The sequence below is a fragment of the Candidatus Caccoplasma merdavium genome, from assembly GCA_018715595.1.
Lineage (GTDB): Bacteria > Bacteroidota > Bacteroidia > Bacteroidales > UBA11471 > Caccoplasma > Caccoplasma merdavium.
Genome location: DVLI01000013.1, coordinates 25,528 through 42,753, shown reverse-complemented (window position 1 = coordinate 42,753; position 17,226 = coordinate 25,528). Strand labels below are relative to the sequence as shown.

Here is a 17,226-nt window from a genome sequence, read left to right as displayed (position 1 = left end):
GCACGACAAGAAATATTGTCGTACCTTTGCCCCGCAATTGAAAAAAGTATTAACCAATTCAATCTCAAAATTATCATGAACCATTACGAAACCGTTTTCATTTTAACTCCCGTTTTGTCTGATGTTCAGATGAAGGAAACGGTAGACAAGTTCAAATCGATACTCACCGAGCAAGGTGCCGTTATCGTGAACGAAGAAAACTGGGGATTGCGCAAGTTGGCCTATCCTATTCAGAAAAAATCTACCGGTTTCTACCAATTGTTGGAGTTTGATGCAGAACCTTCTGTCATCGAGAAACTTGAAGTAAACTTCCGTCGCGACGAACGCGTAATTCGCTTCCTCACCTTCAAGATGGACAAATTCGCTGCCGAATACGCCGCCAAGAGAAGAAATGTAAAATCAGCTAAAGAAGAGAAGGAGAACTAATCATGGCACAAGCACAATCTGAAATCAGATATTTGACCCCCCCCTCGGTCGATGTGAAAAAGAAAAAATATTGCCGTTTCAAAAAGAGCGGTATCAAATATATCGACTACAAAGATCCCGAATTCTTGAAAAAGTTCCTCAACGAGCAAGGTAAAATCCTGCCCCGTCGCATCACCGGAACTTCACTCAAATTCCAACGTCGTATTGCACAAGCTGTAAAACGTGCCCGTCACTTGGCTTTGCTGCCCTACGTAACCGATATGATGAAATAATCTAAAAGTAAGGAGGACACAAGCATGCAAGTTATATTGAAAGAAGATATTCTCAACTTGGGATATAAAGACGATATCGTTACCGTAAAAGACGGTTACGGCCGCAACTACCTCATTCCGCAAGGAAAAGCCGTTATCGCTTCGGAATCGGCCAAGAAAGAACTCGCCGAGAACCTGAAACAACGTGCTCACAAACTGGCAAAAATCAAACAAGACGCTCAGGATTTGGCTGCAAAACTCGAAGGTGTAAGCCTTACCATCGCCACCAAAGCCAGTGCCACCGGAAAAATCTACGGTTCGGTTACCAATATCCAAGTTGCTGAGGCTTTGGCCAAACTCGGACACGAAATCGACCGCAAGATTATCGTTGTGAAAGATGCCGTTAAAGAAATCGGTTCTTACAAAGCTGTCGTAAAACTGCACAAAGAGGTGAGCGTAGAAATCCCCTTTGAAGTGGTTGCCGAAGAGGCTGCTGCCGAATAACTGTCGCAGAGAAAGACTTCATAAATAAAAAGAGGACACCCCGACGGGGTGTCCTCTTTTTATTATTCCTTGCTGTTCCTTCTCCCGGACAGACCTTATTTTTTCTTTACTCTGAATGCTCCTTGGTATCACACGCCACAAGGATTCGATTCCACGGCACACGCTCCAAATAAGGCAATGGTTTTTATCCCTCATTTGGGAAAGCATCACATATTAATATATGAGTCGAGAAAAAATTCAGGCAAACCACAGTAGCCCCGGGGAGGGGATTGTAAACAATCACAAAAGCCGTTACTCGCGCTTCTCCTTGGCCTCCTCACGAGGAATGAGTATCGCCGCATATACCTGCAAAATGGTGGCGACAATAAACAGCACGACCCAATCGGTGCCCCCTCGCCAAAACATCAGGGCGGCAGCTCCCATGAAAATCAACGACGAAAAAAGCTCTTGGCGATATAGACGCCGCAAACGCAAATTCGAACCGGCATAACGGCGCGTAAGACGGGTCAAGAACATTCCGAGCGAACCGACCGCAAGGAAATAGGCCGGCAGGTCGGGAATAAACGTGTAGGTGGCAGCCCCCAAAAGCACGGCCACAGCCGAGCATTGAAACAGGGTATCGGATATTTTGTTTTTTTGCATAAGGCGTCAATCATCGACAAAGACGAAGACATCTTCGTTGTCGCGTTTCATCTGATAGGTTTCCCGGGCGAACTTTTCGAGATTCTCATCGTCAGAACGCAATTCATCGAGGCGCGCCCGACTCTCATCGACAATCTGCTGATAATGGTTGACACTCTTGCGCAGCTGCGATATTTGCCGGTCATAGCGGATATTCTGGACAAAGCTATTCTCGTCGATAAAGACCATCTCAAAAATCAATGCACCCGCGATGTAAAACATCAGCGGTACACGACGCAACAAGGACCATATCTTCACGAATTTTCTCATTCCTTCAAGCGGGAAAGTTTCCACAAACGTACACAAATTTTTTGAAACGGGAAAGTTTTTTCGAACCGAATCTCGCAACACGCGGCATCGGGACAGGCGAAGAAAAATAAATCCCGTGGCAAGCGTCGAATAATCAGCGGGTTTTTTGTATCTTTGCAGGCAAAAATCGCCGTCATGCACCTGGTTATCGACCAAGGAAACACCACAATCAAAGCCGCGCTGTTCTCGGGAGAAGGAAATCCCGACCGAATAGAACGCATACCACGCCTCACCCGGTCGTATATCGACAAGTTGCTTGCCCGCTACCCGGTGACAGGCTGCATCTACTCATCTGTGGCCCATGCCGATGCCGAAATTTGCGATTACCTGCAATCGCAAATAGCCCGATTTTTCTTCTTCACTGCCGACACGCCTCTGCCTGTTACCATCGATTACCGCACCCCCCGCACCTTGGGGAGCGACCGCGTTGCCGCAGCCGTGGGGGCACACGCCGAAATGCCCGACAAGGACCTTCTGGTGGTCGATGCGGGAACCTGCATTACTTATGACATCATAACATCTCGGGGGCATTTTCTCGGAGGCAATATAGCTCCGGGCATAAAAATGCGCTTGAAGGCCATGCACAAATATACCGAAAGGCTCCCTATCGTCGAGAAAAACGGCGACACCCCACTCGTCGGGTACGATACCGAGACCGCCATGCGCTCGGGAGCCGTATTTGGCGTATGCCATGAAATCGAGGGGTATATCTCGCATTTGAAACAGGAATATCCCGAGCTTTTGATTTTTTTAACGGGTGGAGATGCATTTTTATTGGCAGACAAATTAAAAACCGCCATCTTTGTAGACGATTGTATTGTATTGAAAGGTTTAAACAGAATATTGCATCATAATGTCCAACCATAAACCGGTTTTATACGCATTTATCATTTTTGCGCTGGTCATCGGGGCGATGCCCTTGTCGGCCCAAAGCAACATCGACAGTCCCTATTCCCGCTACGGTTACGGCACACTCGACAGCCACGCCATCGGAGCTTCCCGCTCGATGGGGGGCGTGGGATATGCCTTGCAGAGCGGAAAGCAAATCAACATAAAAAATCCGGCATCTTATGCAGCCATCGACACGCTCACATTCCTGTGCGACTTCGGCGTGAGCCTGCAAATAGACCACATGAAAGAGGGTTCTCTGAAAGAGACGCGGACCAATTGGAGTTTTGAATACTTCGCCATGCAATTTCCCATGGCCCGCTGGTTGGCAGCCACGCTGGGTGTTGTACCTTATTCGACGGTGGGATATGATTACACGGGAAGCATCACCAACGGCACCGCAAGACAGACCGGCGAAGGCAGCATCAATCAAGCCTTTGCGGGACTGGGGGTCTACCTCTTCAAGGGTTTCACCCTCGGGGTGAACGTCAACTATCTGTTTGGCGACATCACCAACAGCTCGACATCGATTTCGACCATTGATGCCACCAATGCCACCGTATTCGACAACATCATCGACGTGTCGGATTACCGCATCGAAATCGGAGCCCAATACACGGTGCGCTTCAACAAGAAAAACCGCCTCACGTTCGGCGCCGTCTACACCCCCGGGAAAAACCTGTTGGGCAAAGGCTACATCAGCGGCGGGAACTACAACACCTCCTCGGGTAGCGTCACCTATTTTCAAAACGACACCATCAACCTCAAAAACGAATATTCCCTCCCCGCTTCATACGGCGGAGGCATAAGCTACACCTACGACGAGCGGCTTGCGATAGAGGCCGACTTCACTTTCCAACCGTGGAGCAAAGCGAAATTTGAAAACACGACATCGTATTTCAACAACTCGTTCCAAGCCGCAGTCGGAGCAGAATACCTGCCGCAGACCTACTCGAACAACTTTTTCCAGAGCGTGCGCTACCGCGCCGGCGTGAATGTAGGCCGCGCCTATCCGCGCGTGCAATCGAAAACCGGAGAAAACTCCTTGTGGGAGACAGCCATCACACTGGGTGCCGGCATTCCCATGAAACGGAACAAATCGATTATCAACATCTCTTTTGGATACACCAATCGCAGAACCGCCCCCACCCGGCTGGTAAGCGAGAACGAATTTAAAATCTCCCTGGGACTGACGTTCAACGAAATGTGGTTCTATAAGAGCCGCCTGCACTAACCGATAGCGAACAGGAGACAGCGCGCAAGAGATGAAAAAAGAGACTCACTCCATCGGCATTTCGCAACTCACCGCCACCCTCATACTCGCGGTCATGATACTGGGGTCGGTGTTCACCTCCTGCAAAAAAGAGAAAAAAGCCATTATCGACAGTTTCAGCGACCCCAAAGACGTGCCGTCGCTCTCGACCTTCGATGTCAACACGCTGATTTCCGACTCCGGAGTCACCCGCTACCGCATACAAGCCAAGGAGTGGCGCGTGTTCGACAAAGCCGACGAGCCCTATTGGTATTTCCCACAAGGCATCTTTGTCGAGAAATTCGATTCCAGTTTCAACACAGAATCTTTCATTCTCAGCGACACAGCCATCTTCTACAACAAGCTGCAACTGTGGCGGCTCAGGGGCGACGTTCGCATCGAGAACATGCAAGACGAACGCTTCTTCACCGAAGAGATTTACTGGAACCAGCAAAAAAAGAGCATCTACTCCGACAGTGCCATACACATCGAACGCTCTGACAGAATCATTGAGGGCATAGGGTTTGTCTCGAACGAAGCCATGACCCAATATACCATACGCCACACGACGGGGATATTCCCCATTAACCAGAACAGGAACGAGGAAGAAAGCTCGCCCAAAAACAGCCCTTCGCGCAATCCCAAAAACAACGCACAGAAATACGCTCCGAAAAAATGACATCGACGCTCATTGTCATATCGCTCTTGCTATCCTTTTTCTTTTCGGGAATGGGAGTCGCCTTTGTCTCCGCCAACAAAGTGCGCATCGACCTCGACGCCCAAAGCCGGTCGATTATCGGGCGCATATTCTCGGTTTTCACCCGACACCAGCAACAGTTTGTCGCCACGCTGCTGGTGGGCAACAACATTGCCCTGGTCATTTTCGGCATCTGCGTGGCCAGCCTCACACGGCCTTGGCTGGCCGACCTGTGGGACCAGCCGCTTTTCATCATCATCGGCCAGGCTCTCGTGGCCACTGTCGCCATCTTGCTGACCTCTGAATTTTTCTCCAACACGCTGTTTCGCATCAATCCCAACTTCTGGTTACGCCTCCTCGCCATACCCACCTATCTCTTCTACCTCATACTCTACCCGGTGACCCGCTTCTCAACAGTCATATCCGACAGCATCTTGCGCCTGTCGGGCATAAAAGTGGAGAAAGAGGCTCCCGAAAATGCGGTGAGCATCGACGAACTCGACGAGTTCCTGCAACAAAGCCTCGACGAGGCACACAACGACCCAAGTGTCGACACCGAGGTGAAAATCCTGCAAAACGCCCTCGAATTCTCGTCTCGCAACACCCGAGAGTGCATGATTCCACGACCTGAAATCATTGCCGTCAACATCGACGAAACGACAGAAGAGAGCCTGATAAAACGTTTCTCCGACTCGGGATTTTCCAAAATTCCCGTCTACAAAGACAACATCGACCACATCATCGGCTATATCCACTCTTCGGATCTTTTCAAGCGTTCGTCCGACTGGAAAACATTGATTCGCCCCATACTCCAAGTGGCCGAAACCATGCCCGCCCAAAAGTTGATGAAACAGCTCATGCAACAAAAAAAGAGCATCGCCGTCGTCGTCGACGAATATGGCAGCACCTCGGGCATCATCACTCTCGAAGACCTGGTCGAGGAGATTTTCGGAGACATCGAGGACGAACACGATACGCCACGCTACTTCTCCCGCAAAATCGACAACAGCACATACGAATTTTCGGGTCGCATGGAAATCGGCAAAATCAACGAAATATACCACCTCGATCTTCCCGAATCGGACGAATACCTCTCCATTGCCGGATTTATCCTGCACGACCACCAGACAATTCCCCAGCCGGGAGAAATCATCGAATGCGGGAAATACCGCTTCGAAATCAGCGAATGCAACAACTCCCGCATCGGCCGGGTGAAAATGCACGTCAACGAGCCCGACCCGAGCAGCGAATCGGAAAAGATTGAAAAGGAAAAACGATAAAATTGGCAGTAAAATTCACATAGAAACACTTTTTTTTGTATCTTCGTGCGCTTTATTGTGAGAAACACCTTGTAACCGAAACTTAAAAACAACACACATAAATGGCTACTTTACAGAAAATCAGAAACAAAGCAGGACTTCTGGTCATCGTAATCGGTGTCGCCCTGCTCGCGTTTATCATAGGTGACTTCCTCAATTCGGGACAAGCCTTTTTCAGAATGTCGAAAGACAAGGTCGTCGTGGTAAACGGCAAAAAAGTGACAACACAAGAATTCTCGACATTGGTAAACCGCCGCACCGAAGAGATGCAGGCCATGTTCCGCCAGCAATACGGCATGTCTTTGCCCGAAGGCTACTCGGCACGCATCAACAAAGAGGTGTTTGACCAAATCGTGCAAGAAATGCTCATCAGCGACGCCGCAGCCAGCGTAGGCGTGAAAGTATCGAAAGAAGAGTTGAGCGACATGCTGCAAGGCGACCACATCGCCCCGCAAATCCAGCAAATGTTCTCCAACAAAGCCGAACTGCTCAATTTCTTGCAAGTTGTATTCAACGATGACCTTTCGCAATATTCCGACGATGTCGTAGAACAAATCCTGGACTACCGTACCAAATGGATCAATCTCGAACAAGACGTGAAAAAACAACGTCTCTCGGAAAAATACCTCGGCTTGATACTCAAAACGATGGCACCCAACAAATACGACCTGCAAGCCTCTTATGACAACGGTCGCAAATCGGTAGCGTTCGACTACGCCCTGCAACCCTATTCGAGCATCTCCGACAACGACATCACTATTACCAATGAAGAATTGGCAGCCGCTTACAACAAAGACAAAGAGCGCTACAAACAAGATGCCCACCGCACCATCAAATACATTGCCGTAGAAATCGTCCCCAGCGAGGCCGACTACAAAACCACCGAAGAGAAAATCAACGCTTTGCGCGAGACTTTTGCTTCGACCCACGACATGGGCGGATTCCTGACCTTCAACACCGATGTACCCTACACCGAAGCCTATGTGGCCGTGTCGTCGATGGACGACGAAATGAAAAATTTCGTACAGAAATCACAAACCGGTGACGTCTACGGACCCTTCTTCGAAGATGAATCGTATAAAATGTACCGTCTGATGGGTAAACACAACGCCCCCGACTCGGTAAAAGTGCGTCACATCATGTTCCCGCTCAATAACAGTGCCGCCGTTACGGCCCGCATCGACAGTATCTACACGGTTCTGCAAAAAGGGGGTAACTTCGCCGAAATGGCCCGTCAATTCTCGGCCGAGAGAAATTCGGGTGCCAACGGAGGTGAAATCGGGTGGATAAGTGAAATCGACGCCATACAATTCGGCAAAGACTTCAACGACCTCTGCTTCAACAGCCGCAACAACGGCGTCACCCGCATCGAATCGCCCTACGGCATTCACCTGGTGCAGGTAACCGAGCGCAAAGCCCCGGTAGCCAAAGCCAACGTAGCCCAACTGGTCATGAACGTACGTCCCAGTTCCGACACATACAGCGACCTCTACAACAAAGTAAGCCAATACATTGCCAACAACAACAAACTGGCCGACTTCGAAGCCAACGCCTCCAATGAAGGTCTGCTGGTCAACACCGCCACCCTCACGGCCGACGACATCAACTTCGGAACCATCAACGACGGCCGCTCTGTCGTAAGATGGGCTTTCAACGCCAAGAAAGAAGCCATGTCGGAAATTTTCAACATCGAAAACAACTTCCTCGTAGCCATGGTATCGAACATCTCCGAAGAGGGTTACATGCCCCAAGCAACAGTCGAACCGTACTTGCGTCAGGAGATACTGAAAGAGAAAAAGGCCGAGAAAATCATGGCCGACCTCAAAGCCAAGAACCCGACCCAAATCGATGCAGCTGCACAAGCCATGAATTCGAAAGTCGAGGAGGCCAAATTCATCACCTTCAACACCTCTTCGATTGCCGGGCTGGGTAGCGAATACGCCCTCATCGGTGCCGCCACCAGCGCCTCCAAAGGCCAACTGGGAGGCCCCGTTGCCGGAAACCGCGGCGTTTACATGTTTGCCGTGACCACCCAAGAGAACAACACCGAGCCCATGGACGCCGTTGCCGAGGCCGAGAAATACAACCAAAAAGTATATGTCCTCCTCAACCAATTCATGAGCGTTCTCAAAGAGAACTCCGAAGTAGAAGACAATCGCATCAAGTTTTATTGATACACTACTTATCACTCACATCAAGAAACAGCGCAAAACTCGGTTTTGCGCTGTTTTTTTATCCCCACTACGCAGGAAAATGCCGCATGCGGCCCCATTTTCCACGACAAATCCCTACCTTTGTCCCACAATACCCACTACTCGAAAATGACAGACAAACAATTCCTTGCCGGCAAAACGGCCGAAGAACTCAAAACCATCGCCGCCGCATACGGCATGCCCCGCTTCGCCGCATCGCAAATCGCATCATGGCTTTATCGCAACCGTGTCGACAGCATCGACAAAATGACCAATCTCTCGAAAGCCAACCGCGAGAAACTCGCTGCCGACTTCGAGGTCGGCTACACGGCTCCCATCGAGGCAAACCGGTCGGACGACGGCACGATAAAATACCTCTTCGCCGCCGGCGACAGCTACATCGAGACCGTCTATATCCCCGACCGCGACCGGGCGACGCTCTGTGTCTCGTCACAGGTAGGCTGCAAAATGAACTGTCGTTTCTGCATGACCGGCAAACAAGGATTCAAAAAGAATCTTACCGCCACCGAAATCATCAACCAGATTGTCTCAATACCCGAATTTGAGCACCTCACCAACATCGTCTTCATGGGCATGGGCGAACCGCTCGACAATACCGACGAGGTGCTCAAAGCTCTCGACATACTCACCTCGGACTATGGCTTTGCTTGGAGCCCCCGGCGCATCACCCTCTCGACCATCGGCGTCACGCCCAACCTGCGCCGCTTCCTCGACGAGAGCCAATGCCACCTCGCCATCAGCCTGCACAACCCATTTGCCGACCAACGCCAGGAACTGATGCCCGTGCAAAAAGCCTTCCCCATAGCCGCCACCATCGAGCTGCTGCGACAATACGATTTCAGTCACCAACGCCGGCTCTCGTTCGAATACATCGTATTTGAAGGGCTCAACGACACACCGGCACACATCAACGAATTGGCCCACCTGCTGCACGGCCTCGACTGCCGCATCAACCTCATACGCTTCCACGCCATTCCGCAGGTCGACCTGCACAGCCCCTCGACAGAAAAAATGGAAGCCTTCCGCGACGCGCTCTCCCGCAAAGGCATCATCTGCACCATACGGGCGTCACGGGGCGAAGACATCAAAGCGGCATGCGGCATGTTGTCGACCGCCCGCAAAGAGGCCGAAAGGAAATAGATTGCCTCCCAAATGGCCATACGCAGGCCGCTCGGCACAACACGAAAGCCCCAAATTTGTTTTATTGACAAAGAATAATTACCTTAGCCTGTCGGGAAAAGACCTCCCGCATAAAAACAAACGACATGGAACATAAACTGAAAATAGGTATTACGCACGGCGACATCAACGGCGTAGGCTATGAAGTGATTCTGAAAACCCTCTCCGACCCCCGTATCGTGGAGCTCTGCACGCCGGTCGTGTATGGCTCTTCGAAAGTTGCCGCCTACCACCGCAAGGCTCTCGACCTGCCTGCGTTCAATTTCAATATCATCACTTCGGCCGAGCAATGCGCCGCCGGAAAAATCAATATGATCAACTGTTTCGACGACGAACTGAAAGTGGAACTCGCCAAGCCCACAACACAAGCCGGCGAAGCCGCCTTCCTCGCCCTCGAAGCCGCCACGGCCGATTTGCAGGCGGGACTCATCGACGCCATCGTCACGGCTCCCATCAACAAACACACCATACAGTCGGACCGATTCGACTTCCCGGGACACACCGAATATTTCGAGAAAAAAACCGGAAACGGACAGAAATCGCTCATGATTCTGCTCAATGAGCGCATACGCGTGGCACTGGTCACCACCCACCTCCCCCTCTCGAAAGTTCCCTCGATGATTACGCGGGAGAACATCCTCGAAAAGCTCACCATCTTCAACCGCAGTCTGCACGAAGACTTCCGCATCGAGAAACCGCGCATCGCCGTGCTCTCCCTCAATCCTCACGCCGGAGAAGACGGCCTGCTGGGAAGCGAAGAGCAAGACATCATCATTCCCACCCTCAAAGAGGCCGAGCAACAAGGCATTCTCTGTTTCGGCCCCTATGCTGCCGACGGATTTTTCGGGTCGGGACACTTTGCCCAGTTCGACGGCGTACTGGCCATGTACCACGACCAAGGTCTCGCCCCGTTCAAAACCCTGGCCATGGAAGACGGCGTAAACTTCACCGCCGGATTGCCTATCGTGCGCACCTCACCCGCCCACGGAACAGCCTACGACATCACCGGCCAAAACAAAGCCTCGGAAGAGTCGTTCAGACAGGCTCTCTACCTTGCCATCGACGTGACCAATAATCGGGCTTACCACGCGGCCGAACATGCCAACCCGCTGCGCAAGCAATATTTCGACAAGAGCGGCGACAAAGAGGTACTCGACCTCAATACGCCCGAGCAGGAAGATTAAGACCGACTTTTCCCCTCCTATTACGGGATTGTGCCGAAATGCCCGACACAATCCCGTTTCTTTTATATAAGAGAGCAAGACGGTGCCCCAGCCTGTCTGCGCTGTCCCACCAGGCCGATCTTTGACAACTGTCAAAAGACCCCATCACGAGAATATTCCCCGATTACCCGACCTTTTTCGCCAGCCCGCTTACGCCACACGCGCAAGACAGACCTTTGACAAACCTGTTGCCCCTTCTCAAAAACATACCCGTTCACATGATTTTTCCGCTCTGCCCCGATTACTCCACACGCGTAAGGCCGGCCTCGGACAAACAGATCCAAATCCCCGTCATGAGAATATTCCCCGATTACCCGACCTTTTTCCGCCACCGGTCTCCTGCCTGTAACCCAATCAATGGTGCCCTCAATTTGTTAATTATCTAAAAATAATAGTACCATGTATTGCATAGTACTATATAATTATATACTTTTGTCCCAGTAGTGAAAAAGAAAAAAAGAGATGAACAGCGAAAACCTCAAATCACAAATGCGCAAAGGGGTGCTCGAATACTGTATCCTGCTTCTGCTCAAATGCAAACGAGCCTACGCCTCGGACATCATCGATGAGTTGAAAAAGGCTCACCTCATCGTCGTCGAGGGGACGCTCTACCCCCTCCTCACCCGTCTGAAAAACGACGGTCTGCTCACCTACGAATGGGAAGAGTCGACCCAGGGGCCGCCGCGCAAATACTACGTCATCACCCCCGACGGAGAGACATTCCTTTCGGAACTGGAAGCGACATGGAACAGTCTGAACCAAACCGTAAACCACCTCAAAGGGTTATCATAAAACAAGAACAAAAACACAAGGACATATGAAAAAGACATCTATCTTTAATTTGGGCGGGAATGCCTGCTACATCGACGACGATGCCGCCGAGGTACTGAGAAACTATCTCGACGAACTGCGCCGCCATTTCGGCGACAACCCGTCGACCGACGAAGTGATGAACGACATCGAGATGCGGTTGTGGGAGATTTTCGACGAGCACAAACGATATGGCATGCAAGTCGTGTCGATGCGTGAAGTCGAAGAAGCCATGTCGATACTGGGCAAGGTCGACGACTTCGGGACCATCGAGGAATCAACAGACACAACCGAAAACAAAACGGACGGAGAATCGGCACAACCCGTTGAGCCCGAGAATGAGCCGGCAAGCCAAGGGTATCCCGAGAAAGACATGATTCGCAAAAAACTGTTCCGCAACCCCGACGACAAGGTCATCGGCGGCGTGGCATCGGGACTGGCCACCTACCTCGACATACAATCGGTTTGGGCCCGCATCTTGTTTGTTCTCTTCTTCCTGTTCAGCGGCGGAATCGTCCTCATCATCTACTTGGTCTTGTGGATTGTCATGCCGCAAGCCCGCACAACCGCACAACGGCTCGAAATGCAGGGCATACGGCCAACTGCCGAAAACATACGCCATTATGTTTCCAAATCGGTTGAATGCGGCAATCTGCCGACCCAAAATGGGAACGGGTGCCTGCAAGCCTCGGCCATCGGGTGCGGTATCCTGATACTCCTGCCGGTAATCGTCCTGGCCCTGCTCACCTTGCTCATGAGCATACCGATTGCATGGGACGCGCTTGACGAACTGTTCCACTTCGGGCCCGCCATGCATCATCTCGAACGAGGCATTCTCCCGCCGGGTACCCTCGGCGACTGGGTGTCGACCCTGATGCTCAATGTATTGTGGCTCGTACCACTGCTCACCGTCATTTTCCTGTTCATCAACCGCCGGTGGCCGCAAGAACCGTCAACCCTCCGCATCGTAAAAATAGTCGCACTGGTTCTATGGCTGGTTGCTCTCGTATGGATAACCGTAAGAGTCGTATGGCACATTATATAACCTCCGCCAGCCTCTCGTCCTAACAGAGATTGAAGAAAAAACAACGGGGGGGGCAGCTGTTGCTGCCCCCCCGTTTGGTTCCAACAAAACGCGCCACATTATTTCATGGCCTTGCTTATCTGCTTTTCCCTGTCGGCCACATAATTGTCGAAGAACCTCACGATTTCGGGCCAGAACGAGGCAAAAGCAGGATATTTCCTGCGATGCGATTCATAATAACGCAACGTCTGCACCAACTCGGGCATCCAGGAGAAATTAAGGTCCATCTCTTCCACGATGGCTCCGCGTACAGCTTTCTCATCATAACCATGGTCTATGAGGTAGCATATCGTGGCGGCACGCACCAACGACTCTTCCAAGATAATTTTCCACTGGCCATAAGCCTGCCTTTTCATCGAACTCCGGGTATATTCTCGTAGAGCCTTACCCGATTTTTCCAACGCTTTTTCGGTATCGCCTTTGATTTTGGTAAACGAATGGCAAAATTCGTGAACAAGGAGCTCCGCGCTTTTTTTGTTGAAAAGAGGCTGCCCGCTTTTGTTGACCATATAGTTCATGATGGCAAAGACCTCTTTGGGCTGGTCTGCCAGTTTGCGGCTGACACCATAATTTTGTGGTCCGTTGGCAAAACCTATGACGATACGGAACTGTTCGACGGGAGGCGTACCGTAAAAACGGGTGTACCAGTCCTCGTCGAAATAGGCCATAACCGAGTCGTTGAACACTTGCAGTCCGAGTGCATATACATCGGCATGAGCATGGAAAAAGTCGTTGAAGCGGCTGGTCCGGTAGAAATCGTTGAGGGCGGCCAGAAACCCGGGTGTTTCCTGTTCACTCACGGGGCTAAGACGTTTCTTCCCGGTATCGAGTTTGATGATACTGTCGCCCCGGCACTCAATCTGCAAGGCCATCGACATGACACGGTCATACGCCAATCCATATTTGTTCCGGAACTGTTTCATCATTTCAACCGCCTGATGCGAACGGTATTCTCCCAAAACTGAGTCGATATCGGCCGTATAACGACGGCCATAATCAGAATTATACTCCTTGTATCCGGCCAGCCGGGCCAAGGACGACATGAGCTCGACCTCTTCCTTTACCTGGGGTTCGATTTTTTGGGCCCGCACGCCACAACAGCAGAGGGCAAACAAGCAGAACAGTGCAATACTTTTTTTCATGATTATATCCATTTTATACCTAACATAATAATCTTGACCATCGACTCGCGACAACGAGGGTAAGCACGGGTGGCAACTCTTCGGCCGGGAAGGATCAAATCTCGCCACCGATTGTGTCGTTTTTCTTTTGGCATTCCGCTTTGTCGCGTTGCCGCAACACCTGCTGTTCTATCAAGAACGAACCTACCAGTGAGAGGCCACCGAAGAAAAGCACCGACGAACCGTAAATAACCGGCAACGACTCCTTCACCATATTGATATAGGTGCGATGCCGGGCTTGAAGCAACACATCTTCATTGGTGTAGACATTTATATCGGCAATGAAATATCCGACCAAAAGGCCCACGCCTATACCAAAGAGCAACATGCCGATGCGCAAAGCGGCAAAGCTCCACGGGCGCCCCAACCCCGTCTCATGGATAAAGGGCACACGACCGGAAAAGCCGGACAGATTCTCGACCGGTATTTCGGACAATTTTTCGACAGACATGTTCCGCTCTTTCCGACGGACAAACAGTTCGAAAAGCTTATATACCGTCAAGCAAATCGTAGCTGTCACAAAGATAGGTGTCAAAAAATTAAACATAACGCAGATTTTTATGAGATGAATAATTTTGGTTCTACTCAGTTAGACGCAGAAGCTCTCAAAAGGTTACAGTAAAGGTATGAAATTTCTTCCTATTTTTGTGTAACCTTTTCCCTACATCAGCGTCTAATATCAAAAAAGCCGAAATATCCCCTAAAAGCCCGAGCACCGGTTACTTTTCCTTCGGTGCCCGACCATTCCGATGAATCCGGAGGAACAGACCTACATCAAACGCATTCTGCGTGGCGAGACCGAGCTGTATGGCTACTTTCTCGACACTTATGGCCAACGCATCTTCACGTTGGTGCAGCAGATTGTCTCCAACCGCGAAGATGCCGAGGACCTCACGCAGGATATTTTTGTAAAAGCCTTCGAATCGCTGAAAAATTACCGGGGCGATTGCCAGTTCGTCACCTGGATATACCGCATCGCCTACAACATGACAAACAGTGCCCTGCGGAAAAGCAAACAACGGCAGGAGTTCCTGCCGACCGACGAAAACACACCGGAACCGGCCGACACCGATTCCTCCTTCGACTTCGCCGACGAGGAAGAACGCGACGAACGCATCGAGGACCTGCAACTCGCCCTCTCGTGGCTCACGACCGAAGAGCGCGCCCTGATTACCCTTTTCTACTACGACAACAAGAGCATCGAGGATTGCGCCTACATTACCGGACTGTCCGAAGCCAACATAAAAGTGCGCCTACATCGCATACGGAAAAAATTATCTTCGTATATTTATCGCATCAAATATGGAAACAGACCGCTATCATGAATTGATGAAGGAGGCCATTGCCCGGCAAAGTCCGGCCGTGCTGCCTGCCGATTTCACCGCCCGCACCCTGCATCGCCTGCAACGCGAAAAGGCTGTCAGGGAACGACGCGCAGAAATCGCGGGCCTCATCGCCGCCGCCCTCGTATCGCTGACACTCATTGTCATGGCCGGGGTCATACTCCATCACTACGGCATATTACCCTCACAAGAAACCGTGCAAGAAACCTTTGCTTCGATAAAGCAAAACATCAAACTTTATTGGGTCGAAAGCCTCCCTTACTACGGGCTGGCCTTTTTGGCCGGAATACTCCTCCTGGCCGACTACCTGTTGCGCCGACACTGGTACAACACCCACAGAAAGGGTTTCGGTTCGTAACCTCAACCGGGAATGGCAGGAGACGACGGGTTTCCCCGGAGAAGGCCATCGTCCCTTATGGACAGACTTGATACAAGCAAAGACACCGAAGGCAAATCGCGAAAACGATTTGCCTTCGGTGTCTTTATGTCTGCGGGGATTATTATTTTCCCAAGAGATAGCGTTTGAAGTGGGTAAAGTCGGACGACAGCTCGACCGCGCGTTTCTTGCCCTGCATAAAGCGTTGCAGCGTGTCGGGGACGGCAACCGGTTCGCCGATAATCTCCTCGACCGTAGCCAGGAACTTGGCCGGGTGGGCGGTTTCGAGAAAGACACCGGTTTCTCCGGGCTGCAAACCTTCGGAGAGAGCACGGTACCCGCACGTCCCATGCGGGTCGAGCAAGTAATGGTGACGGCGGTAGACGTCGGCCAGCGTCTCGCGTATCTGCCCGTCGGTATAGGCCGCACCGCTGATGTCGGCGCAGATGGCGTCGTGTGAACCGCCGTAAAGATCGAGCACCCGGGCAAAATTGCTGGGGGCCCCCACGTCCATGGCATTGGCCAAGGTGGCTACCGAAGGCTTGGGCTCATACTCGCCCGTACGAAGGTAATGCAGGAAAATGTCGTTGCGGTTGTTGGCAGCGATGAAACGTTTCACGGGCAATCCCATGCGTTTGGCAAAAAGGCCGGCAGTGATGTTCCCGAAATTTCCGCTGGGCACGCATATCACCACATTTTCGGAAATTCCCCGGCGGAGCAACTGGGCATAGGCATAGAAATAATAGAATGCCTGCGGCAGGAAACGGGCCACGTTGATGGAGTTGGCCGAGGTAAGATGCATCATCTTGTTCAGGTCCTTATCCATGAAGGCACTCTTCACCAAAGCCTGACAGTCGTCGAACGTACCGTCGATTTCGAGTGCCGTGATGTTGCGGCCGAGGGTGGTAAACTGCTTCTCCTGTATCTCGCTCACCTTTCCCTTGGGATAGAGCACATACACCTGTATGCCCGGCACACCCAGGAAACCGTTGGCCACGGCACTGCCCGTGTCGCCCGAGGTGGCGACCAGCACATTCACGTCTTTGCCGCCTTCACGCTGGATAAAATAGCCCAGCAGGCGAGCCATGAAACGGGCACCGACATCTTTGAACGCCAACGTGGGACCGTGGAAGAGTTCGAGGCTGTAAATGGAGTCATGCACCGGCACCAGCGGTATGTCGAAATTCAGGGTATCATAAACAATGTTTTTGAGCACATTGGCATCAACGTCTTCGCCAAAGAAAGCCTCGGCTACGATAAACGAGATTTCTTGGAGCGACATTCCTCCCATGTTATGGAAAAATGCCGGTGGGAGACGCTTGATCTTTTCGGGCATATAGAGCCCCTTGTCGGGGGCGAGTCCTTTGACAACGGCCTCTTCGAGCGAGGCAGGTGGTGTCTGTTTATTGGTACTGTAATATTGCATGATGTTTCTTATCTTTCACTGTTCGGGAACCTCTCCGAGCCGGAGATTCCGGCCGTGCAAGGCT

19 protein-coding genes are annotated in these 17,226 nt (G+C 51.3%); 14 read left to right on the top strand and 5 right to left on the bottom strand.

Annotated features, from left to right (window positions below):
- The first annotated feature begins 75 nt into the window (after window positions 1-75).
- Genes IAD09_04320 through IAD09_04310 form a run of 3 tightly spaced genes read left to right on the top strand, consistent with a single transcriptional unit; the run spans window position 76 to window position 1,181 of the window.
- Window positions 76-426: a 30S ribosomal protein S6 gene (locus IAD09_04320; protein HIT81449.1), complete on the top strand. Its 351-nt coding sequence runs from the start codon at window positions 76-78 to the stop codon at window positions 424-426.
- 2 nt (window positions 427-428) lie between these two features.
- Window positions 429-698, top strand: a complete 270-nt coding sequence (locus tag IAD09_04315; protein HIT81448.1) for a 30S ribosomal protein S18 — start codon at window positions 429-431, stop codon at window positions 696-698.
- 24 nt (window positions 699-722) lie between these two features.
- The gene (locus IAD09_04310) at window positions 723-1,181 is read left to right on the top strand and encodes a 50S ribosomal protein L9 (protein HIT81447.1); all 459 of its coding nucleotides are present in this window, start codon (window positions 723-725) and stop codon (window positions 1,179-1,181) included.
- 291 nt (window positions 1,182-1,472) lie between these two features.
- On the opposite strand, the gene IAD09_04305 is transcribed toward IAD09_04310, so the two are convergent.
- Window positions 1,473-1,823: a hypothetical protein gene (locus IAD09_04305; GenBank protein ID HIT81446.1), complete on the bottom strand. Its 351-nt coding sequence runs from the start codon at window positions 1,821-1,823 to the stop codon at window positions 1,473-1,475.
- 6 nt (window positions 1,824-1,829) lie between these two features.
- Window positions 1,830-2,132 carry a septum formation initiator family protein gene (locus IAD09_04300; GenBank protein ID HIT81445.1) on the bottom strand — a complete coding sequence of 101 codons (303 nt, stop codon included), beginning with the start codon at window positions 2,130-2,132 and terminating at the stop codon, window positions 1,830-1,832.
- 174 nt (window positions 2,133-2,306) lie between these two features.
- Between IAD09_04300 and IAD09_04295 the strand changes: the two genes are divergently transcribed.
- From IAD09_04295 to IAD09_04255, 9 genes are all read left to right on the top strand, one after another.
- Window positions 2,307-3,038 (top strand): type III pantothenate kinase, encoded by a 732-nt coding sequence (locus tag IAD09_04295; GenBank protein ID HIT81444.1) that lies wholly within the window; start codon window positions 2,307-2,309, stop codon window positions 3,036-3,038.
- The gene (locus IAD09_04290; GenBank protein HIT81443.1) at window positions 3,025-4,293 is read left to right on the top strand and encodes a hypothetical protein; all 1,269 of its coding nucleotides are present in this window, start codon (window positions 3,025-3,027) and stop codon (window positions 4,291-4,293) included. The genes IAD09_04295 and IAD09_04290 overlap by 14 nt, the downstream gene beginning before the upstream one ends.
- A gap of 31 nt (window positions 4,294-4,324) precedes the next feature.
- The gene (lptC, locus tag IAD09_04285) at window positions 4,325-4,990 is read left to right on the top strand and encodes an LPS export ABC transporter periplasmic protein LptC (GenBank protein ID HIT81442.1); all 666 of its coding nucleotides are present in this window, start codon (window positions 4,325-4,327) and stop codon (window positions 4,988-4,990) included.
- Window positions 4,987-6,288, top strand: coding sequence for an HlyC/CorC family transporter (locus IAD09_04280; GenBank protein HIT81441.1), 1,302 nt, complete (start codon window positions 4,987-4,989; stop codon window positions 6,286-6,288). The genes lptC and IAD09_04280 overlap by 4 nt, the downstream gene beginning before the upstream one ends.
- A gap of 101 nt (window positions 6,289-6,389) precedes the next feature.
- Window positions 6,390-8,501 carry a SurA N-terminal domain-containing protein gene (locus IAD09_04275; GenBank protein HIT81440.1) on the top strand — a complete coding sequence of 704 codons (2,112 nt, stop codon included), beginning with the start codon at window positions 6,390-6,392 and terminating at the stop codon, window positions 8,499-8,501.
- 147 nt (window positions 8,502-8,648) lie between these two features.
- Window positions 8,649-9,680 carry a 23S rRNA (adenine(2503)-C(2))-methyltransferase RlmN gene (gene rlmN, locus IAD09_04270; GenBank protein ID HIT81439.1) on the top strand — a complete coding sequence of 344 codons (1,032 nt, stop codon included), beginning with the start codon at window positions 8,649-8,651 and terminating at the stop codon, window positions 9,678-9,680.
- Between the two features lie 125 nt (window positions 9,681-9,805).
- A complete protein-coding gene (pdxA, locus tag IAD09_04265) occupies window positions 9,806-10,903 on the top strand; it encodes a 4-hydroxythreonine-4-phosphate dehydrogenase PdxA (GenBank protein HIT81438.1) in 1,098 nt (365 codons plus the stop codon).
- A gap of 501 nt (window positions 10,904-11,404) precedes the next feature.
- A complete protein-coding gene (locus IAD09_04260) occupies window positions 11,405-11,734 on the top strand; it encodes a PadR family transcriptional regulator (GenBank protein HIT81437.1) in 330 nt (109 codons plus the stop codon).
- A 25-nt stretch (window positions 11,735-11,759) separates the two neighbouring features.
- Entirely contained in the window at window positions 11,760-12,797 is a 1,038-nt protein-coding gene (locus IAD09_04255; GenBank protein ID HIT81436.1) for a PspC domain-containing protein, read from the top strand.
- Between the two features lie 98 nt (window positions 12,798-12,895).
- Here the strand turns inward: IAD09_04255 and IAD09_04250 are convergent, their stop codons facing one another.
- Both IAD09_04250 and IAD09_04245 read right to left on the bottom strand, forming a co-directional pair.
- Window positions 12,896-13,978 carry a DUF4932 domain-containing protein gene (locus IAD09_04250; protein ID HIT81435.1) on the bottom strand — a complete coding sequence of 361 codons (1,083 nt, stop codon included), beginning with the start codon at window positions 13,976-13,978 and terminating at the stop codon, window positions 12,896-12,898.
- Between the two features lie 94 nt (window positions 13,979-14,072).
- Window positions 14,073-14,468: a hypothetical protein gene (locus IAD09_04245; GenBank protein ID HIT81434.1), complete on the bottom strand. Its 396-nt coding sequence runs from the start codon at window positions 14,466-14,468 to the stop codon at window positions 14,073-14,075.
- Between the two features lie 298 nt (window positions 14,469-14,766).
- Between IAD09_04245 and IAD09_04240 the strand changes: the two genes are divergently transcribed.
- On the top strand, window positions 14,767-15,342 hold the full coding sequence (locus tag IAD09_04240) for an RNA polymerase sigma factor (protein ID HIT81433.1): 576 nt from the start codon (window positions 14,767-14,769) through the stop codon (window positions 15,340-15,342).
- Window positions 15,320-15,718, top strand: coding sequence for a hypothetical protein (locus IAD09_04235; protein ID HIT81432.1), 399 nt, complete (start codon window positions 15,320-15,322; stop codon window positions 15,716-15,718). Before IAD09_04240 ends, IAD09_04235 begins: the two co-directional genes overlap by 23 nt.
- Before the next feature lie 142 nt (window positions 15,719-15,860).
- On the opposite strand, the gene thrC is transcribed toward IAD09_04235, so the two are convergent.
- Window positions 15,861-17,162: a threonine synthase gene (gene thrC / locus IAD09_04230; protein ID HIT81431.1), complete on the bottom strand. Its 1,302-nt coding sequence runs from the start codon at window positions 17,160-17,162 to the stop codon at window positions 15,861-15,863.
- Window positions 17,163-17,226: the final 64 nt, after the last annotated feature.